The organism is Halomonas lysinitropha, from assembly GCF_902500215.1.
Taxonomy (GTDB): domain Bacteria; phylum Pseudomonadota; class Gammaproteobacteria; order Pseudomonadales; family Halomonadaceae; genus Halomonas; species Halomonas lysinitropha.
In genome coordinates, this window is record NZ_CABVOU010000047.1 from 1 (window position 1) to 18,921 (window position 18,921).

17 protein-coding genes are annotated in these 18,921 nt (G+C 67.0%); 4 read left to right on the top strand and 13 right to left on the bottom strand.

The features are described from left to right. Positions 1–78: 78 nt before the first annotated feature. From HALO32_RS17425 to HALO32_RS17465, 9 genes are all read right to left on the bottom strand, one after another. Positions 79–1,275 carry a D-alanyl-D-alanine carboxypeptidase family protein gene (locus tag HALO32_RS17425; protein ID WP_151445175.1) on the bottom strand — a complete coding sequence of 399 codons (1,197 nt, stop codon included), beginning with the start codon at positions 1,273–1,275 and terminating at the stop codon, positions 79–81. A 52-nt stretch (positions 1,276–1,327) separates the two neighbouring features. Next, positions 1,328–2,260 (bottom strand): septal ring lytic transglycosylase RlpA family protein, encoded by a 933-nt coding sequence (locus HALO32_RS17430; RefSeq protein ID WP_151445176.1) that lies wholly within the window; start codon positions 2,258–2,260, stop codon positions 1,328–1,330. Then, the gene (mltB, locus tag HALO32_RS17435) at positions 2,257–3,330 is read right to left on the bottom strand and encodes a lytic murein transglycosylase B (protein WP_151445177.1); all 1,074 of its coding nucleotides are present in this window, start codon (positions 3,328–3,330) and stop codon (positions 2,257–2,259) included. Before mltB ends, HALO32_RS17430 begins: the two co-directional genes overlap by 4 nt. A 36-nt stretch (positions 3,331–3,366) precedes the next feature. Further along, positions 3,367–4,527, bottom strand: coding sequence for a rod shape-determining protein RodA (rodA, locus tag HALO32_RS17440; protein WP_151445178.1), 1,161 nt, complete (start codon positions 4,525–4,527; stop codon positions 3,367–3,369). A 2-nt stretch (positions 4,528–4,529) separates the two neighbouring features. Next, a complete protein-coding gene (mrdA, locus tag HALO32_RS17445; RefSeq protein ID WP_151445179.1) occupies positions 4,530–6,437 on the bottom strand; it encodes a penicillin-binding protein 2 in 1,908 nt (635 codons plus the stop codon). A 66-nt stretch (positions 6,438–6,503) separates the two neighbouring features. After that, complete coding sequence (rlmH, locus tag HALO32_RS17450) at positions 6,504–6,971, bottom strand: 23S rRNA (pseudouridine(1915)-N(3))-methyltransferase RlmH (protein ID WP_151445180.1); 468 nt, start codon at positions 6,969–6,971, stop codon at positions 6,504–6,506. Then, positions 6,968–7,336 (bottom strand): ribosome silencing factor, encoded by a 369-nt coding sequence (gene rsfS / locus HALO32_RS17455; RefSeq protein ID WP_151445181.1) that lies wholly within the window; start codon positions 7,334–7,336, stop codon positions 6,968–6,970. The genes rlmH and rsfS overlap by 4 nt, the downstream gene beginning before the upstream one ends. A gap of 77 nt (positions 7,337–7,413) precedes the next feature. Beyond that, positions 7,414–8,106 (bottom strand): nicotinate-nucleotide adenylyltransferase, encoded by a 693-nt coding sequence (nadD, locus tag HALO32_RS17460; protein WP_151445182.1) that lies wholly within the window; start codon positions 8,104–8,106, stop codon positions 7,414–7,416. Beyond that, on the bottom strand, positions 8,103–9,410 hold the full coding sequence (locus HALO32_RS17465) for a glutamate-5-semialdehyde dehydrogenase (protein ID WP_151445183.1): 1,308 nt from the start codon (positions 9,408–9,410) through the stop codon (positions 8,103–8,105). Before HALO32_RS17465 ends, nadD begins: the two co-directional genes overlap by 4 nt. A 97-nt stretch (positions 9,411–9,507) precedes the next feature. Here HALO32_RS17465 and HALO32_RS17470 point away from each other — a divergent pair, with 97 nt between their 5' ends. Genes HALO32_RS17470 through HALO32_RS17480 form a run of 3 tightly spaced genes read left to right on the top strand, consistent with a single transcriptional unit; the run spans position 9,508 to position 12,746 of the window. Then, on the top strand, positions 9,508–10,377 hold the full coding sequence (locus tag HALO32_RS17470) for a hypothetical protein (RefSeq protein WP_151445184.1): 870 nt from the start codon (positions 9,508–9,510) through the stop codon (positions 10,375–10,377). Beyond that, a complete protein-coding gene (locus HALO32_RS17475) occupies positions 10,370–11,305 on the top strand; it encodes a GGDEF domain-containing protein (RefSeq protein ID WP_225810135.1) in 936 nt (311 codons plus the stop codon). Before HALO32_RS17470 ends, HALO32_RS17475 begins: the two co-directional genes overlap by 8 nt. Before the next feature lie 37 nt (positions 11,306–11,342). Continuing rightward, complete coding sequence (locus HALO32_RS17480) at positions 11,343–12,746, top strand: bifunctional DedA family/phosphatase PAP2 family protein (RefSeq protein ID WP_151445185.1); 1,404 nt, start codon at positions 11,343–11,345, stop codon at positions 12,744–12,746. Here HALO32_RS17480 and HALO32_RS17485 read toward each other — a convergent pair. The 3 genes from HALO32_RS17485 to mpl are packed head-to-tail and all read right to left on the bottom strand — an operon-like array spanning position 12,743 to position 15,364. Beyond that, positions 12,743–13,366 carry a LysE family translocator gene (locus tag HALO32_RS17485; protein ID WP_192576549.1) on the bottom strand — a complete coding sequence of 208 codons (624 nt, stop codon included), beginning with the start codon at positions 13,364–13,366 and terminating at the stop codon, positions 12,743–12,745. The genes HALO32_RS17480 and HALO32_RS17485 overlap by 4 nt on opposite strands. Next, the gene (locus HALO32_RS17490) at positions 13,363–13,980 is read right to left on the bottom strand and encodes a flavin prenyltransferase UbiX (protein WP_151445186.1); all 618 of its coding nucleotides are present in this window, start codon (positions 13,978–13,980) and stop codon (positions 13,363–13,365) included. Before HALO32_RS17490 ends, HALO32_RS17485 begins: the two co-directional genes overlap by 4 nt. Further along, positions 13,961–15,364, bottom strand: a complete 1,404-nt coding sequence (gene mpl / locus HALO32_RS17495; protein ID WP_151445187.1) for a UDP-N-acetylmuramate:L-alanyl-gamma-D-glutamyl-meso-diaminopimelate ligase — start codon at positions 15,362–15,364, stop codon at positions 13,961–13,963. Before mpl ends, HALO32_RS17490 begins: the two co-directional genes overlap by 20 nt. Positions 15,365–15,629: 265 nt before the next feature. Between mpl and HALO32_RS17500 the strand changes: the two genes are divergently transcribed. Next, positions 15,630–16,889: a 6-phosphofructokinase gene (locus HALO32_RS17500; protein ID WP_151445188.1), complete on the top strand. Its 1,260-nt coding sequence runs from the start codon at positions 15,630–15,632 to the stop codon at positions 16,887–16,889. 242 nt (positions 16,890–17,131) lie between these two features. Here the strand turns inward: HALO32_RS17500 and HALO32_RS17505 are convergent, their stop codons facing one another. Continuing rightward, positions 17,132–18,784 carry a protein kinase domain-containing protein gene (locus HALO32_RS17505; RefSeq protein ID WP_407646897.1) on the bottom strand — a complete coding sequence of 551 codons (1,653 nt, stop codon included), beginning with the start codon at positions 18,782–18,784 and terminating at the stop codon, positions 17,132–17,134. Between the last annotated feature and the right edge of the window lie 137 nt (positions 18,785–18,921).

Here is an 18,921-nt window from a genome sequence, read left to right on the forward strand (position 1 = left end):
GGGCAAGGGGGCAAGGGGTCAAGGAGCAAGCCATCTCCTTGCTCCTTGCTCCTTGCTCCTTGCTCCTTGCCGAAGGCCCTAGTCGAACCAGCCGCCAATCAGATTGGTGAAGAAACGCCGCACCTGGTCGAAGAGGCGCTTGAACAGCCCGCCCTCCTCGATACCCTCGAGGGCGACCAACGGGCGCTCACCGACCAGCTCCTCGCCCTGGCGAACCTCCATGGTGCCCACCCGGTCGCCGGCCGTGATGGGCGCGGTGAGATCGGCCTGGATGTCGAGCTTGGCGGTCAGTTCCTCGCTGCGGGCGCGCGGTACGGTCATGACCACGTTGCGATCGACACCGACGCGCAGCTCGTTCTTGTCGCCGCCCCAGACGCGCGGGGTGTTGAGCACGGCGCCGGCGTCATAGAGCTTGAGGGTCTCGTAGTAGCGGAAACCGTAGCTGAGCAGCTTCTGCGTTTCCTGGGCGCGTGCCTCCTCGGAGGCGGTGCCCATGACCACCGAGATCAGACGCATGTCGTCGCGCTTGGCCGAGGCCACCAGGCAATAGCCCGCTTCCTCGGTCCAGCCGGTCTTCAGGCCATCGACGCTGCTGTCGCGCCACAGCAAGCGGTTGCGGTTGGGCTGATCGATGCCGCCGTAACTGAACTCCTTGCGCGCATAGGTCGCGTAATGCTCCGGGTAGTCATTGATGATGTGCTGGGAGAGCAGCGCCAGATCGCGAGCCGACGAGTAGTGATCCTCGTCAGGCAGGCCGGTGGAATTGACGAAGTTGGTGTTGTGCATGCCCAGCCGGGTAGCGTGCTGGTTCATCAGGTCGGCGAAGGGACGCTCGCCACCGGCCAGGTACTCGGCCATGGCCACGCTGGCATCGTTGCCCGAGACAATGATGATGCCCTGAAGCAGGTCGTCGATGGACACCTGAGTGTCGACCTCGATGAACATCTTGGAGCCCCCGGTGCGCCAGGCCTTCTCGCTGATGGGCACCAGGTCCTCGGGCGAGATATTGCCCTGATCGAGCTCACGCTCCACGAGGTAGGCCGTCATCAGCTTGGTCAGACTGGCCGGCGGCAGCCGCTCGTCGGCATTGTGCTCGGCCAGGATCCGTCCGCTGTCGGCGTCCATCAGGATCCAGGACGTCGCAGCCAGCTGGGGGGGTGAGGGAATCATGGTCTGCGGCGTTGGAATGATCTGGGCCGTGGCCTGTGACGCGACCAGCAGCAGGCTGACCAGCAGCGGCAACAGCCGGCGGCAGAAGAAACGCGTGAATCTCATGGCAAGGGTTCTCATCAGGGGTATCGCAGGGTGGTTCGAATAGGGGGCCGACTCAGTCGGCATCGTTGACAACGAAGGTTTGGGCAAAGCCTGCCCGGCGCAGCTGTTCGCGGATGGGATCCACCTGGTCCGCATGCTCCAGGGGGCCGACCTGCACGCGATGGAGGCCGGTGGCACTGGCGACACGTACGGGGCGATCGATCTCGCCCTCCAGGCGCGACCTCAGCTCTCGGGCTCCGTCGGCGGACCCCAGGGCCGCCACTTGCAGGAAGACGTCGCGGCCGGTCACCGGCGCATCGCTTACGCCGCCCCGAACGTCCGTGGCAGCCGGTGCCACCGGCGCCTCTCGGGGCGGCGAGACCCCTGCCGTGCGAGGCGTGCCGGCGTTGTCGGCGCTCCAGCGCTCCACATCGATGACCTCGACCTTCACGCCGCCGGTTCCCTGCTCGAGAATGCCCAGGCGAGCCGCCGCCGCATAGGAGAGGTCAATCTCGCGGTCACTGTGGAAGGGCCCGCGGTCGTTGACCCGCACGATCGCCGAGCGGCCGTTTTCGAGGCTGGTGACGCGAACGAAGCTGGGCAGGGGCAAGGAACGATGGGCGGCGCTCATCTTGTACATGTCATAGATCTCGCCGTTGGCCGTTGCATAGCCATGGAACTTCTCACCGTACCAGGAGGCTTGGCCCTGGCGGCTGTAGCCACGGGCATCCGCCATCACCTCGTAACGCTTGCCCCATACCTCGTAGGATGAGGCGTTGCCTCCCCTGGAGCGCGCTTCGCGACGCGGCACCGCATCCGGCACCTTGGCGACATCGGGCGGGTCCTCGGGATAGGCATCGCCGGCCAGGGCATAGCGCTCGCCGCTTCCCGAGGTGGCGGGCACCTTGCTGGACGCCTCGTCGGTGGCAGGGCGGGAGCCGCCACCGCTCCCGGCACAGCCGGCCAGCAGCAGCAGCACGCTGAACGCCACACAGGTGCGTGTCATGGGGCCTCCTCCGGGGTGGTGTCGGTGGCATCGAGCCAGTGGGCCTCGAGGCCTCGCGCCTCGCCAATCGCCTCGGCCAGCTCGATCACCGCCATGGCGTACAGGTGGCTGTGATTGTAGCGGGTGATCACGTAGAAATTGTGCTCGCCAAGCACGTAGCGCCAGGCGTCTTCGCCATCTTCCACCTCCAGAGAGACCGGCAGCAGGCGATGATCGTCGGCCAGCGAATCCGGGACCTCGAGCCCCGCGGCGGCAAGCTCGGCCGCGGTAACCGCGGGTGGCCGGGCAGCGCGATTGAAGTCGATGCGATCGGGAGGCGTGGCGGGGCCCTCGGCCTCATGGTACAGGGGTTCGCCGGGGCGCCAGCCGTGCTCGGCGAAGTAGTTGGCCACGCTGCCGATGGCGTCCACCGGGTTGGTCCAGAGATCGCGCAGGCCGTCGCCGTCGAAATCCACCGCGTAGGCCCGATAACTGGTGGGGATGAACTGCGGATAGCCCATGGCGCCGGCGTAGGAGCCGGTCAAGCTACCGGGTGCCTGCTCTTGCTCATGGGCGATCTCCAGGAAAGCCGCCAGCTCACCGCGGAAGAAGCGGCCCCGGTGCGGGTGATGAAAGGCCAGCGTCGCCAGGGAATCGAGAACGCGGTGGTGGCCGGTGACGCCCCCATAGCGGGTCTCGACACCGATGATGGCGGCGATGACGGCCGGCGGCACGCCATACTCGGCCTCGGCCTTCTCGAATGCTGGCCGGTGGGCCTCGATAAAGGCTACCCCGTTGGCGATGCGCGAGGCATCCAGGAAGATGGCGCGATACTCGGGCCAGGTGAGGCGCCGTTCGGCGGCGCCGGCCATGGCATCCAGCACGCCCTGCCGATAGACGGCTTCACCCATGGCGCCTTCCAGCCACTCGCGCTCGATTCCCTGGTCAACCAGTTCATCGACCAGGGAACGCGCCCCCTCATGCTTGCGCGGGTCGAAATCCGTCGCGGCCGCCGTCAACGTCAGCAGCGACAGGCCGACGCCGGCGATCACCGCCAGCGGTGTCGATCCATGAAAACGGGTCACCGTCATGCTGTTGCCTCTCCCTGGAAATGCGACCCGCCGGCGCTAGCGCGGCAGCAGGCGGCGGTGGGCATGAATGGCCATGAGAATACCGAAACCCGCCAACAAGGTCACGCTGGAGGTCCCCCCGTAGCTGACCAGCGGCAGCGGTACGCCGACCACCGGCAGGATGCCGCTGACCATGCCCACATTGACGAAAACATAGATGAAGAAGGTCAGGATGATGCTGCCCGCCACCAGGCGCCCGAAGGTTTCCTGGGCGGCGCCGGCGAGCCATAGCCCACGCCCCACGATCAACAGGTAGAGCAGCAGGAAGGCCAGCATGCCCACCAGCCCGAACTCCTCGCCGAGCACCGCCACGATGAAGTCGGTATGGCGCTCGGGCAGGAACTCCAGCTGCGACTGGGTGCCCTGCAGCCATCCCTTGCCCCAGAAGCCGCCACTGCCGATGGCAGTGGTCGACTGGATGATGTTCCAGCCCGCCCCCAGAGGATCGCTCTCGGGATCGAGGAAGGTCAGGACCCGCTGGCGCTGGTAGTTGTGCAGGTTCACCCACAGCAGCGGCAGCGCGGCCGCCGCCAGCACGCCGCAGAACAGGATGAAACGCCAGGAGAGCCCCGCCAGCAGGATCACGAACACCCCCGCTGCAGTGACCAGCAACGAGGTCCCCAGATCGGGCTGCTTGGCGATCAGCACCACCGGCAGGCCGATGATCACCGCGCAAACCAGCAGATCGCGCCAGCGCGGTGGGAGCGGCTGGCGGCTCAGCCAGGCGGCGACCATCATCGGCATCGCCAGCTTCATCAGCTCCGAGGGCTGAAAGCGGATCACCCCGGGAATCTCCAGCCAGCGCTGGGCCCCCATGCCCATGTCGCCGAACAGCTCCACCGCCACCAGCATCAACAACCCGGCGACGTAGACCGGTGGCGTCCAGCGCAGCAGTGTCGTCGGCGACAGCTGAGCAAGGCCGGCCATTACCACCAGGGCCACGCCGAAGCGGAGGGCCTGGGCGGTCACCACCGACAGCCGCTGGCCACTGGCACTATAGAGTACCACTAGCCCGGCCAGCATCAGCAGCAGCAACATACCGAGCAGCCAGGGATCCAGATGGATTCGCTCCCAAAGGCTGCGCCGCCGAGCGATGCCACTCAGGGAGGGCTTGACGGGATGAGTCCGCAGGGGACGGGTCAGCTCGCTCCAGATCATCGTCAGTTCCCCGTCACTCGACCATCCTCACGCTCGAGGACCTCGCGCACTTCCTCGGTATCCGGTGCCTCGTCCTCGAGCAGCCAGGCGTCGGTCATCGCCTTGGCCAGATGGGCGGCGTGAGTGCTGCCGCCTCCGGCATTCTCGACGATCACCGCCACGGCAATCTGGGGGGCTTCCACCGGTGCAAAGGCCGTGAACAGAGCATGGTCGCGCAGTCGTTCCTGGATCTCGTCGGCGTTGTACTTCTGGTCCTTGCCCAGCGAGAACACCTGGGCGGTACCGGACTTGCCCGCCATCCGATACTCCAGGTCCTTGCCGATACGCCTGGCGGTGCCCTCATGCCCCGATATCACCTTCTCCATGCCGGAGAAGATCCGGTCCCACCACCCTTCGTTCTCGAGCATGATGTCGGGTGGCGTGTCAGGCAGCTCGACGGGCACCTCCTCCTGGCCGATCCGCTGCGCCAGGCGCGGCTTGACCCACTCGCCTCGGTTGGCCAATACCGCCGTCGCGGTGGCCAGCTGCAGCGGGGTGAGCTGCCAGTAGCCCTGGCCAATGCCCACCGAGAGCGTCTCGCCGGGATACCAGGGCTGGTTGAAGCGCCCCCGCTTCCAGTCCCGGGAGGGCATCAGGGCGTCACTCTCGCCCTGGACATCGTGGGCCACCCGCTGGCCGAAGCCGAAGGCCGACATGTTCTCGTGGATACGATCGATACCCAGATCATGAGCCAGGGTATAGAAGTAGGTGTTGTTGGAGACGGCGATGGCGCGCTCCAGATCGACCCGGCCATGCCCCCAGCGCAACCAGTTGCGATAGCGCCGGGAGTCGTTGGGCAGCTGGAAATAGCCGGGGTCACGGATGGTGCTATTCGGGGTGATCTTGCCCTCGGCCAGACCCGCCAGGGCCAGGAAGGGCTTGATGGTGGAACCCGGCGGATAATGCCCGCGGATGGCCCGGTTGTAGAGCGGCAGGTCCAGGTCCTCCTGGAGCCCTCGGTAGGAGGCGACGTCGATGCCGGTGACGAACTGGTTGCTGTCGAACCCCGGCACCGAGGCCAGGGCGAGGATCTCGCCGCTCTCCGGGGCAATCGCCACGATGGAGCCACGACGGCCGTCGAGCAGTTCCACCGCGAGCCTCTGCAGTTCGCTGTCCAGTGTCAGGGTCAGGTCCTTGCCGGGCACCGGGTCGGTGTGACCGAGTTCACGCAGGACTCGACCACGGGCATTGGTCTCCACCTTTCGCAGCCCGGCCTGGCCATGCAGTTCATCCTCGTAGAAGCGCTCCACCCCGGTCTTGCCGATGAAATGGGTACCGGCATAGTTGCCTGCATCCAGACCCGCCAGCTCCTCGGCATTGATCCGCCCCACATAGCCCAGGGCATGCACCATGGTCTCGGCATCGGGATAGTAGCGCAGCAGCTGGGCCTCTACCTCGACGCCGGGCAGGCGATGCCGGTTGACGGCCAGTCGGGCAATCTGGTCCTCGTCGAGATCACTCATCAACAGCGCCGGCTGGAAGGGACGCTGGCGCTGTCGGGAGCGGACCCGGAAGGCCTCGATCTCCTCCTCGGGTATCTCCAGCAGGTCGACCAGCAGCGTCAGGGTGGCATCGAGGTCGGCGACCCGTTCGCGCACCAGGGTGAGGTTGTAGGTGGGACGGTTCTCGGCCAGCAGCACGCCGTGCCGGTCGTAGATCAGCCCGCGAGTCGGGGGCAGTGGCTCCACCCGCACGCGGTTCTTTTCGGAGCGCGTGCTGTAGACCTCATGCTGAACCACCTGCAGATAGAACAGACGGCCACCCAGCAAGCCTGTCAGGCACACGACCACCAGTACGGCCAGCAGAGAGCGCATGCGGAAGGCATGCAGCTCCTGTTCCGGGTTCTTCAGGGGTTGGCGGCGCCGACGCATGCTCGGTCATGACCTCTGGATCGGTGAGCAGATGGGCCTTCAGCGATCATCAACTGGAGACGGCCCTCAGCGGTGATAGGGGTGGCCGACAAGCAAGGTCCAGGCGCGGTAAAGCTGCTCGGCAAGGAGAATGCGCACCAGCGGATGGGGCAACGTCAACGGCGACAGCGACCAGCGCTGGTCGGCACTCGCCGACAGCGCCGGCGCCAGGCCATCCGGGCCACCCACCAGCAGCACCACGTCACGCCCCTCGAGGCGCCAGGCGTCGGCTTGCCGGGCCAGCTGCTCGGTGCTCCACGCCTTGCCCCCCACCTCCAGGGCGACGAGATGTTCTCCGCCCTTGAGGCGACCCCGGATGCGGTCGGCCTCCAACTCCATGGCCCGGGTCACATCGGCATTCTTGCCGCGCTGTCCCGGGACGATCTCTTCCACCTCCAGGGCGAAGTCCCTGGGGAGGCGCTTGCGGTACTCCTCGACACCGCGGGACACCCAGTCGGGCATGCGCGTGCCCACCGCCAGCAGGCGGATCCTCATGAAGAGTGGGTCCCTTCCTCCAGCCGGGATTCCGTATCGCTGGGCAGATCGGCCCAGAGTCGCTCCAGGTCGTAGAGCTGTCGAGTCTCGGGCAGCATCATGTGCACCACCAGGTTGCCAAGATCGACCAGCACCCAGTCGGCGCCGTTCTCACCCTCGACACCCAGCGGCGAAACGCCCTGGTCCTTGGCGGTCTGAACCACGTTATCCGCCAGCGCCGCCACATGACGGCTGGAGGTGCCGCTGGCCACTACCATCAGGTCGGTCACGCTGGTCAATCGTGAGACATCCAGGACGGCGATATCCTGGGCCTTGATGTCCTCCAGTGCGTCGATCACCAGAGTCTTGAGTGCGTCGATATGCATAGCCCTTCGTGTCAGCCCTTCATCATCGAGAAATCCTCGATACCATTGTACCGACTTGATGCCCTGGTGGGCAGCATTCAGCCATGCCGGTAGAGGTCCCGCGACAGGAGTTGTGCCTCCACTGCCTCGGGCAGCAGGTAGCGAACGCTTCGGCCCGCCGCCAGTCGCTGGCGAACCTCGGTGGCCGAGATCGCCATGCGCGAGGGTAACCTGAGACGCAGCAGGTACCCGGCGGGCCGGACCATCAGTGCCTCGACGTCATCGACCTCGCGCCCGGCCAGCAGTTCGATCAACGCCTCGGGCAGCGCGGCCTGATGATCCGGCCGGTCGATCACCACCACATGAGCGAGCTCGAAGAGCTGCTGCGGTTCGCGCCAATCGGCCAGACGCAGGAAGGCATCATGGCCCAGCGCCATCACCAGGCGCGCCTCGCGGCCAAATTCACGGCGCAGCGAAGCGAGGGTGTCGGCACTGTAGGAGGGCCCGTCACGCTCGAGCTCCCGGGAGTCGGCGACCAGGCCCGGCGTATCGCCGATCCCCAGACGCAACAGCGCAAGGCGATCGGCGGGCGAGACCCGGGGCTCACCGCGCAGCGGCGGCATGGACGCCGGCACCAGGCGCACCTCGTCCAGGGCCAGCGCCTCGCGAAGCTCCACGGCGCTGCGCAGGTGCCCATGGTGCACCGGATCGAAGGTGCCGCCGAGCATGGCGATCCGGCGCGGAGGTGACGGGTCGCGGTCGGCCCTGACGGGCAGGCCCGACTGACTCATCGGCGCACCTGGCCATCGCCGAGCACCACATACTTGCGGGAGGTCAGCCCTTCGAGACCCACGGGACCCCGCGCATGCAGGCGATCGGTGGAGATGCCGATCTCGGCGCCCAGCCCGTACTCGAAGCCGTCGGCGAAACGGGTCGAGGCATTGACCATCACCGAACTGGAGTCGACCTCGGCGAGAAAGCGTCGCGCCCGTCCATAGTGCTCGGTGACGATGGCGTCGGTGTGCCGCGAGCCATAGCGCTCGATATGCGCCATCGCGTCATCGATGCCGTCGACCACGCGAATGGCCAGCACCGGGGCCAGGTACTCCGTCTGCCAGTCCGCCTCGCTGGCCACCCCAATGTCGCCCAGTATCGCGCGGGTCCGTTCACAGCCGCGCAGCTCGACACCGTGCTCGCCATAGGCGAGGGCCAGGGTCGGGAGCAGGGTCTCGGCTAGCGGCGCATCGATCAGCAGGGTCTCCATGGTATTGCAGGTGCCATAGCGGTGAGTCTTGGCGTTGACCGCGATGGCCAGGGCCTTGTCGACGTCAGCGCCGGCATCGATATAGACATGACAGACACCGTCGAGATGCTTGATCACCGGCACCCGCGCCTCCCGGGTGATGCGCTCGATCAGCGACTTCCCGCCGCGCGGGATGATCACGTCGACGTACTCCGGCATGCTGATCAGGCGGCCCACGGCGTTGCGGTCGGTGGTCGCTACCACCTGGACGGCACTCTCGGGCAGGCCGGCCCGGGCCAGCCCGGCGCGGATGCAGGCCGCGATGGCAGCATTGGAATCGCGCGCCTCGGAGCCGCCCCGCAGGATCGCCGCGTTGCCCGATTTCAGGCACAGACTCGCCGCCTCCAGGGTGACGTTGGGGCGCGACTCGTAGATGATGCCGATCACCCCGAGGGGCACGCGCATCTGGCCCACCTGAATACCGCTGGGCCGCGAGCGCAGGCCGTCGATCTCGCCCACCGGGTCCGGCAGGGCGGCGACCTGGACGAGACCGTCGATCATGGCATCGAGACGCCTGTCATCCAGCGCCAGGCGATCCAGAAGGGCAGCCTCCAGGCCGCTCTCTCGCTCCCGGGCAAGGTCGCGGGCGTTGGCGGCCAGCACGTCGCTCCGGGCCTGTTCGAGATGCTCGGCCATGGCCAGCAGGGCGGCGTTCTTGGCGGCTGTGTCGACGCGGCGCATCAGAGTGGCCGCCTCGCGGGCGCCCTGCCCCAGGCGCTGCATGTAGGCGTCGATATCGCGGATGTCGGGGATGGCGGGGTCATGGTCCGAACGGGAGGCTTGAGCTGTCATGCCGTTGCGTGTCTCCTGGGGCCGGCGGCGCCGCGACAAGGGCGGTGCCGGCGTTGTACTGTGCCGTGAAACGGGAAGGAGTTCATACTAAGCCACCATGCAGACCAAGTACAAAGTCGGACTCCTGCGCGTCAACCTGCTGGTCGCGGCAGTGCTGCTGGTGTTCTTGGCCATCGCCACGACCCATCTGACCGAAGCCATGCTGCTGTGGCTGGCAGCCACCTGGCTGGCCATTACCGCACTGCTGCTCGCCTTCAACCATCGCCGCCCCGCCACGGTGCCCTGGCAGCTGCTGCCCGGCCTGCTGCTGGCGGCCCTGCTGTGGGTGAACCCCGAGCGCCACATCACCTGGCTGTGGGCCTGGGCCGTGCTGTTGATGCTTCCCCAGCCCCGCTGGATCCTGCTGCTCGAGGCCTTGCTGGCGCTGGCCACCTGGTGGCCGCTGCGCGAATTCCTGGGGCTCGAGCAGTGGCTCCTGACCGGTCTGCTGCTGGCGGCCCTGATGCTGCTGGGGCTCTCCAGGGCCCTGGACCTGCGCGCACTACGCCAGCGCACCCTGCACCGGGCTCGCCTGGTTCCCGGCCTGTCCCTCTGGCCCGGCGACCGCCTGGCCCATGACCTCGCCCTCGAGCGAAGCCGGAGCCATCACGAGGGGGTGCATACCGAGCTGCTGCTGTTTCACACCTCCCGGCATCGCTGCTGGTCACTGGCTCAGCGACTCAGTCGTCTGACCCACCGCTTCGAACCCTGCTACCGCCTCGACCCGCAGACCCTGGCCGCGCTCCTCACCAGCCGCGACCAGCGTGAGGCCAGGGCGCGTCGTGAAATGCTGTGGCACCACCTCGGTGCCCGGTGCCCGGCCCGGGCAATCCCTCTGCCCGCCCTGGCATCGTTGAAGGAGGAACGACAGGCCCTGGCGCGGCAAGCGACAGGCCTCCAGGTCGTCGGAGAACCGACCGGTGCCTGATCGTCGATACCGTTTCTTGCGTCTTTTCGCGGCCTGGTATGCCAGCGGCGCGCTGCTGCTGCTGGGCATGGCGTTCTGGCTCTACCTGATGGGCGAGTATGCGCGCATCCCCCTCCCCGCGATCCTCTCCCTGTTGATGCTGGTGGCCACCCTGCTGAGCGTGACGCGTGAGGATCATTCGCGGCTGGCCGCCTACCTGGTGCTGATCTGCGGTTACCTGCTGATCGCCGTCGAGCTGCCTCGACAGTCGGGGCTGCCGTCACTCTGGGTGGGATTGCCCCCGGTCCTGACCCTGCTGCTGCTGCCTCTGGGGCCGGCCATGCTGCTCAACCTGGCACTGACGCCCGTCTGGCTGGCACTGCTCAGCAACGGCGAGCTCGACCGTGACATGCTGCTGAGCTATCTGACCCTGGTGGTCGTGGCGGCCCTGGTGCCCTGGGAACAGGTTCGCCAGCATGCCTTGCTGAGGGCCACCGATCCGCTCGACCCCGAATGTGCGGCGTTGGACCATGAGACCCTGCACGAGCGACTGGCCAGCGAGGCCGAACGCACCGCTCTGCTCGAGCAACCGCTGGCCGTCATTGTGATCTATCTCCCACAACTGGAAATGGCGGAGGAACAGTTCGGGCCCCGGGCGCGACAAGCCTTGCTGGACAGCCTCTGCCAGGCCGTCGTCAGCCAATGTCGCGACCATGACATCCTGGGGCGCGAGGGTCCGGCGGATTTCTGGCTGATACTGCCGGACACCACCGAAAGCGGCGCGCTGTTGATGCAGCAGCGACTCGATCAGGCCCTGGAGCAAGCCAACCTGATCGAGACCGGCCAGCTGGAGGCGCGACTGCGTCTCTGCCGGCCCCGCCTGGGAGAGTCCTGGCAACGATTCGAGCAGCGGCTGCAGGTGGCCAGTCAGTCGCTGGCCGATGGCTGATCCGCGAGTCCGACAATGAAGGGCAACGGAGCACTCCGTGAGCATCACCGACACCCTCACCCAGCTGGCGCCTTCTCCGGGCCTGCTGCTATTGATCATCGCCGGCATTGCCCTGGTGGAATCCCTGGCGCTGGTCGGGCTGCTGGTCCCGGGCGTGGTGCTGATGACGGCCGCCACCTCCCTGGCCGGACACCATGGCCAGGCTGTAGGCCCGGTGCTTGTCGCCGCCTTCATGGGGGCGGTGGCAGGCGACAGCCTGAGCTTCTTCCTCGGCTATACCCAGCGCGAGCGAGTGACGGCCATGTGGCCGCTATCGCGGCATCCCGAGTGGCTGGCGCGCAGCGCCCGCTTCTTCCAACGCCATGGCTCGCTGTCGGTCTTCCTGGGACGCTTCGTTGGCCCGGTGAGACCGGTGGTGCCACTGGTTGCCGGGATGTTGAAGATGTCCCCCCGTACCTTCACCTGGGCCAACCTGGGCTCGGCACTGCTCTGGGCGCCCGCCTATGTCCTGCCGGGCTATCTGCTGGGGCGCACCTGGCAGCAGCTGCTGGACCTGCCCGAAGGCCTCAAGCCGTGGCTGGCCGCCCTGGGTGCACTGGTGGTCATGCTCGCCCTGGCATTCTCCTGGTGCCGCCACCTGGTCACTCGCGATGGCGTCGCGTACCGCGGCCTCGCCTGGCTGTCGCGGCGAACGCCACTGGGCCGGCGCATCTGGCGACTCCTCGCCCCGGCACATGAGGAGGAACCGCCCCTGGCCTCCTGGCTGCTGCTGATTCTCTCGCTGGCGGCCTTCTCGGCCTGGACCCTGGTGGTGATCCATCACGCGGGGCCATTGGCCATGGACCTGCGTCTTGCGGGACTGCTGGACAACCTCGCGCTACCCGGCCTGGACGCCTTCGGAGAGGTGATGGCCAGGGCCAGTGACCTGCTGGGCGTCATCGCCCTGACCCTGCCCTGGGCGGCCTGGCTGCTGTGGCGCCGCCATCGGCCGGCCTTCTGGTACATCGCTGGCGGACTCCTCGGCATTGCACTGCTCAATACTCTGCTCAAGGCGGCCATCGGAAGGATACGGCCGGACACACCGGCCCATCTGGCCGACTCCTTCTCCTACCCCAGCGCCCACACCTCCACCGCCGTGGTGCTGTTTGGCCTGGCCGCGGCCTTCGCCAGCCGGGAACTGCCCCATGGCCGGCGCTTCATGGCCTACTGGGCGGCCATTGCCGTGATCCTGCCGATGGCCCTGTCGCGGCTGCTGATCGGCGTTCACTGGCTCAGCGACCTGATCGGCGGCGCACTTCTCGGGCTGGTGGTCTGCGCCCTGGTGCAACTGGCCTGGCAGCGACAACCGCGCTCGCCCCTCGGCCCCTGCCCCTGGTACCTGCTGGGTGTCGCCTCGCTGGTGCTGGTTGCGGCACGGACCGCCTGGCTGCCGCCGGTCTAGCCCAGCGCCAGCCAGAGCCCCACGCCGACCATCAGCGTCCCGGCGATGCGATTGAGCAGCCGCACGTTACCGCTCTCGCCGAGCAGGCGGCGCAGCGTGCGCCCCCCGGTGGCATAGAGCAGCAGGCACAAGAACTCGATGGAGAGGATCACCGCGATCAGCGCCACCAGCTGAATGGCCAACGGGCGAGAGGCATCCAGAAAAGGCGGCAACAGAGCCATGAAGAAGGCCCAGCCCTTGGGATTGGCCACCGCGGTCACCAGCCCCTGCAGGACCAACTGCCCGCGGGCGGCGGGCGGGCCCGCTTGCAGCTCCAGGGGGATGGCCATGCGTCCCCGGGAACGCCACATCATCACGCCGAGGTAGCCGAGATAGGCGCCGCCCAGCCACTTGAACAGTGCGAAGAGTTCAGGCTGGCGAAGCATCAGGGCCGCCACGCCCGCCCCGGCGGCGAAGGCCACCAGACCCACGCCCACCAGCTCGCCAACCATCATCCACAGGGTGCGTTTCACGCCCTGGGTCATGCCCAGCACCATGGCCAGGGTCATGCACATGCCGGGGGTAAGTGAGACCAGCAGGAAGGTCGGCACGAACACCGAGAGCAGCGAGAGGTTGATCATGTCTCGCCCCAGCGGGGCATCAGCCGATGCGCGACGCCCAGCTGGTTGAGGATGCGCGCCACGATGAAGTCGACCAGGTCGTCCACCGCGGCCGGCTGGTGATAGAACCCCGGGGCAGCCGGCAGGATGACCGCGCCCATGCGGGTCAGGGCGAGCATGTGCTCGAGATGGATCGCCGAGAAGGGCGTCTCGCGAGGCACCAGGATCAGCTTGCGTCGCTCCTTGAGCGCCACGTCGGCGGCGCGCTCGATCAGGTTATTGCTGGCCCCGGTGGCCACCGCCGAGAGGGTGCCGGTGGAGCAAGGGCAGATCACCATGGCCGAAGGGGCCCCGGAGCCCGAGGCGACCGGCGCCATCCAGTCCTCGCGGCCAAAGCAGCGAATCTGGCCGGGTGCCGCCCCACTGCGCTCGCTGAGCGCCTCCGCCAGCCGGGCGGGATTGGCCGGCAATTCGCTGTCGGTCTCGGTGGCGATCACCAGATGTGCGGCCTTGGAGATCATCACCCAGACCTGGTGATCGGCCCCCACCAGTGCCTCGATCAGTCGCAGGCCGTATTGGGCCCCGGAGGCGCCGGTCAGGGCCACCGTGACCGGATCACGCAGTTCCGTCGGCATGGGCCACCTCCAGCGCGGCCAGCAGCTTCTCGTGGATGCCGCCGAAGCCGCCGTTGGACATCACCACGATTCGGTCCAGAGGCCGCGCCTCGGCGACCAGGGCATCCACCAGGGCATCGAGGTCGTCGAGCATCCGCGCCGGTACCGGGCTCGCCTCGAGCACCGGGGACAATGACCAATCCAGGCCTGGGGGCTGGAACCAGAAGGCCGCGTCGGCGGCGGCGACGCTTGCCGCCAGCCGGTCGCGCAGGGTCCCCAGCCGCATGGTATTGGAGCGCGGCTCGATCACCGCCAGCAATCGCCCGCGCGGGGTCGCCGCCCGCAGTCCCTCCAGGGTGGCGGCGATCGCCGTGGGATGGTGGGCAAAGTCGTCGATGACCTCGATACCCGCCACCTCACCGCGCAGCTCCTGACGACGCCGCGGCGTCGCGAAGCGCGACAGCGCCGCAGCGGCCCGCGGCAGGTCGACCCCGCAGGCACTCGCCGCCACCAGGGCGGCCAGGGCATTGCGAGCATTGTGGGCACCGGTCAGGGCCCAGTCGATGACGGCGTCCTCGTTCACCTCCACGTCGTCATCATGGCGTTCATGGATCACCCGGAAGCGCGAGGCGTCCTCACGCTCGAGCGCCAGTCGCCAGGGGCTTGTGGTCTGGGTGCCGAAGCGCTCTACCGGGGTCCAGCACCCCATCTCGAGCACCCGGTCCAGAGCCGGTTCGCCATCGGCCACCACCAGGCGGCCCCGTCCGGGGACGGTTCGCACCAGATGGTGGAACTGCCGCTCGATGGCGCCCAGGTCGTCGAAGATATCGGCGTGATCGAACTCCAGATTCCCCAGGATGGCAATATCGGGGCGGTAGTGGACGAACTTGGAGCGCTTGTCGAAGAAGGCCGTATCGTACTCGTCGGCCTCCACCACGAAGGGGGCGTCGTGGGCACCGAGCCGGGCCGAGATGCCAAAATTGCGCGGCACCCCGCCGATCAGGAAGCCCGGCGCGAGTCCAGCCGACTCCAGCAGCCAGGCCGTCATGCTGGCCACGGTGGTCTTGCCGTGGGTACCGGCCACGGCGATCACCCGCCGCCCTGGCAACACCTCCTCGGCCAGCCACTGGGGGCCGGACACATAGGGCAGCCCCTGGTTGAGGACCGCCTCGACCTCGGGATTGCCGCGGGACAGGGCATTACCGATCACCACCCGGTCCGGGTGCGGCGAGAGATGGTCCGCCGAGTACCCCTCGCACAGGACGATGCCCGCCTCCTCGAGCTGGGTACTCATGGGCGGATAGACGTTGGCATCCGAGCCGCTGACCGTATGGCCCAACTCGCGAGCGAGCAATGCCAGGCTGCCCATGAAGGTACCGCAGATACCGAGGATATGAAGGTGCATGGAAAGCTCCGCCTGCAGGAACGCCGAGCTGCCAGCCGCGGCGAGAAGTGAGGCGAGACTAGCATGGCCGCCTCGCCGCGCTCCAGCCGCTACCCCTGTGGACTAAGACCCGGCCATGCCGCCAAGCCCGTCAGGGGACACTTATCCCGCGATATCACCCTCCGCCAGGACCCGACGCCGAAGGGCCCGGATGCAGCCAATGCCACTTTCGGCTAGAATCATGGGCTTTCAAAACTCTCGACGCGATCAGGAACAGGTAAGCCCCATGGCCCAGCATAATGCCTTCTACGCCCAGTCCGGCGGCGTCACCGCCGTGATCAACGCCAGCGCCTGCGGCGTGATCGAAGCCTGCCGCCGCTATCCAGACCGGATCGGCAAGGTCTACGCCGGCCACAACGGCATCATCGGTGCCCTTACCGAAGACCTGATCGACGTCAGTCAGGAGTCGGACGAGACCATTGCCGCCCTGCGCCACACGCCCGGGGGCGCCTTCGGCTCCTGCCGCTACAAGCTCAAGGACATCGAGGCACACCGCACCCAGTACGAACGGCTGATCGAGGTCTTCAAGGCTCACGACATCCGTTACTTTTTCTATAACGGCGGTGGCGACAGCGCCGACACCTGCCTCAAGGTCTCGCAGCTCTCCGAGAAGCTCGGCTATCCGCTGACGGCCATCCACGTGCCCAAGACCGTGGACAACGATCTGCCGATCACCGACAACTCGCCGGGCTTCGGCAGCGTGGCCAAGTATATCGCCACCTCCACCCTGGAGGCGTCGCTGGATATCGCCTCGATGTGCGCCACCTCAACCAAGGTGTTCGTGCTCGAGGTGATGGGCCGCCACGCCGGCTGGATCGCTGCCGCCGGGGCACTCGCCGGACAGGGCGAGGGTGACCCACCCCACCTGGTGATCTTCCCCGAGGTACACTTCGACCGCGACAGAGTGATGGCCCGAGTAGAGGAGTCGGTCAAGCAATACGGCTATTGCGTGATCGTGGTCTCCGAAGGCGCGCGCTATGAGGACGGCACCTTCCTCGCTGACTCCGGCAACACCGATGCCTTCGGCCACCGCCAGCTGGGCGGCGTGGCGCCGACCCTGGCCGGCATGGTCAAGCAGGACCTGGGTTACAAGTATCACTGGGCCGTGGCCGACTACCTGCAGCGCGCCGCCCGCCACCTGGCCTCGAAGACCGACGTCGAACAGGCCTACGCGGTGGGCGAAAAGGCCGTGGAACTGGCGATCGCCGGCAAGAACTCCATGATGCCGACCATCAAGCGCGTCAGCGAAACCCCCTACCAGTGGCGCATCGAGGCAGCCCCGCTGGCCGAGGTCGCCAACCGCGAGAAACTCATGCCGCGGGAGTTCATCCGCGAAGACGGCTTCGGCATCACCGAGACCTGCCGCCAGTATCTGTCGCCGCTGATCCAGGGCGAGGACTTCCCGCCCTTCGAGAACGGCCTGCCCAAGGTCGCGCACCTCAAGCAGGTTCGAGTCGAGCGCAAGCTGCCGGCATTCACGATCTGACAGCGCCGAGCGCCGAGCGCCGAGCGCCGAGCGCCGAGCGCCGAGCGCCGAGCGCCGAGCGCCGAGCAGCATGATAGCACTGGCAGTAATGTGGGAGCTGTGCTTGCACGGCGATTTTCGCCCTCCGCTTTTCGCGGTGCGAGCACCGCTCCCACAACACCTCGTGCCCTCCGCTTTTCGCGTAAAAGTCGAGGCGTCGAACCGATAGCTCCCACAACATTGGGCCAGGGCTGCTTGGCGCTTTACCGCATCAGCCAGGAGAGCACCAGCAGCAGCAGCAGGATGCCCGCCACGCCCTGCCAGAAACGAGTCGACTCACGCGGCCTTTGCGTACTGCCTTCCGCCGAGTCCTGGCCCGGAATCCGCGGTGGGCGCAGCGCACGACGAAACTCCGACATGCGCCGGAAGCGCAGCGCGCGCTGAGGATCCAGTGCCCGACGCAAGGCATCGTCAAGGGCCACGGGCACTTCCGGGTTGAGGGTACGGGCACTGCGATAGGCCAGCTGCTCCAGATCGGTGTGGCTGCGCAGCCGGTTTGGCGCGAGCGAATAGGGCAAGTCGCCGGTGAGCAGCCAGTAGATGGTCGAGGCCAGGGAGTACTGATCACTGCGACGGCCGACATCATCCTCCAGTGCATACTCCGGCGCACTGTGCTCGGTCAGCCCCAACTGGCGAATCACCTCCCTTGAGCGACGGTGACCATCCACGTCACGCAGATGGCAGGCGCTGAAATCGGCCAGCACCACCTGGCCATGCGCATCGATCAGCACATTGTCGGGATGGATTCGCTGGTGCAGCAAGTCGCGATGGTGCAGGGCCTGCACCGCCTTGCCCAGCTGATTGGCAATGTCGAGGCGCTGCATGAGGCAGGCCTGAGGGTGGCGCCGTGCCCATTCGGCCAGCGTCTCGCCCTTGACGTAGGCCATGAGGTAGTAGAGGAAGCGCCGCGGCCTCGAGGGCTCCATGATCCGCACCACGAAGGGCGACTTGACGCGTTCGACCACCCACTGCTGCAGCAGGAAGTGCTCCAGATAGGCATTACGGCTGGAGAGCTCGGGACTCGGGGCCTTCATCACCATCTCGCGGCCGCTGTGCAGGTCGCGCACGTGGTAGACCCGCGACTGAGCCGTACGCGAGAGCACCGAGAGCACCTCGAGGCCGTCCAGACGATCGCCGGACGAGAGTTCGGGGGGAATCGGTAAGTCACCGTAGACCCGGCCGGGTCTATCCTCCGATGCTTCGGGAAGGGCATCGATGCGCACCAGCTGGAAACAGAACTGATCGCCGCCATACCCCCGCTCCTGAGCCCGTCCAGTGGCCGCCACGGCCAGCCGCTCGCAGGCGGCATCCAGGTCACTGGCATCCTCGCGGATCAGCCGTACATAATCCGAGGGCATCAGGGTGCCCTGCACCGCCTGGGTGGTGAACAGGAAGAGATCTCCCTGCTTGAGCGGCATGCTGGCATAATCGATCTCCAGACCGCTGTCCATGCCCATGGCCCGGGAAGGATAGCGATAGCCGCCCAGATCGGTGACATGATCCCGGGAGAGCTGCTCGAACTCGGCACCGCGCAGGCGAAACACCAGGGTGTCGCCCATGTGGAAGAGATGGGCCTCACGCCCGCGATAAACCATGGCGGAGAGCGAGGAGACATAGCTGCCATCCGACATCTGACGATTCTGGCTGAAGCACCAGGCGTTCAGCGCTCTCAACACGCGAGTCGCCGACGTCTTGACGTCCCAGTGGTCGGGGGTGGAGAAGTAATCGGCCAGAAACCCCTTCACACTGAGATCCCCGGCCTGCTTGGCCAGGTTGTTACGCAGCGTCGAGTCACTGATCAGGGCGCAGGCACCTTTCGCCGCAAGCAGGGGAGGCTCGGGAAACCGCACCGACATCGAGCTGCGATGTCGCCGCCGCTCGGGCGCCACGAAGGCCTGTCCGTAGCTCAGTGACAGTTGCACGGGTGTCAAGGCACTCTCCTCGCAATCGGGGCGATCTGCCGGCCGTTGACCGGCACCTTCCATCGGATGCT

What these genes read in the sequence shown, in the direction of transcription:
- mltB (WP_151445177.1), bottom strand. Translation starts at nt 3,330, where the DNA reads ATGACGGTGACCCGTTTTCATGGATCGACACCGCTGGCGGTGATCGCC.
- rlmH (WP_151445180.1), bottom strand. Translation starts at nt 6,971, where the DNA reads ATGAGGATCCGCCTGCTGGCGGTGGGCACGCGCATGCCCGACTGGGTG.
- HALO32_RS17465 (WP_151445183.1), bottom strand. Translation starts at nt 9,410, where the DNA reads ATGACAGCTCAAGCCTCCCGTTCGGACCATGACCCCGCCATCCCCGAC.
- HALO32_RS17485 (WP_192576549.1), bottom strand. Translation starts at nt 13,366, where the DNA reads ATGATCAACCTCTCGCTGCTCTCGGTGTTCGTGCCGACCTTCCTGCTG.
- HALO32_RS17500 (WP_151445188.1), top strand. Translation starts at nt 15,630, where the DNA reads ATGGCCCAGCATAATGCCTTCTACGCCCAGTCCGGCGGCGTCACCGCC.
- rodA (WP_151445178.1), bottom strand. Translation starts at nt 4,527, where the DNA reads ATGATCTGGAGCGAGCTGACCCGTCCCCTGCGGACTCATCCCGTCAAG.
- mpl (WP_151445187.1), bottom strand. Translation starts at nt 15,364, where the DNA reads ATGCACCTTCATATCCTCGGTATCTGCGGTACCTTCATGGGCAGCCTG.
- HALO32_RS17470 (WP_151445184.1), top strand. Translation starts at nt 9,508, where the DNA reads ATGCAGACCAAGTACAAAGTCGGACTCCTGCGCGTCAACCTGCTGGTC.
- rsfS (WP_151445181.1), bottom strand. Translation starts at nt 7,336, where the DNA reads ATGCATATCGACGCACTCAAGACTCTGGTGATCGACGCACTGGAGGAC.
- mrdA (WP_151445179.1), bottom strand. Translation starts at nt 6,437, where the DNA reads ATGCGTCGGCGCCGCCAACCCCTGAAGAACCCGGAACAGGAGCTGCAT.
- HALO32_RS17430 (WP_151445176.1), bottom strand. Translation starts at nt 2,260, where the DNA reads ATGACACGCACCTGTGTGGCGTTCAGCGTGCTGCTGCTGCTGGCCGGC.
- HALO32_RS17425 (WP_151445175.1), bottom strand. Translation starts at nt 1,275, where the DNA reads ATGAGATTCACGCGTTTCTTCTGCCGCCGGCTGTTGCCGCTGCTGGTC.
- HALO32_RS17505 (WP_407646897.1), bottom strand. Translation starts at nt 18,784, where the DNA reads ATGTCGGTGCGGTTTCCCGAGCCTCCCCTGCTTGCGGCGAAAGGTGCC.
- nadD (WP_151445182.1), bottom strand. Translation starts at nt 8,106, where the DNA reads ATGAGTCAGTCGGGCCTGCCCGTCAGGGCCGACCGCGACCCGTCACCT.
- HALO32_RS17490 (WP_151445186.1), bottom strand. Translation starts at nt 13,980, where the DNA reads ATGCCGACGGAACTGCGTGATCCGGTCACGGTGGCCCTGACCGGCGCC.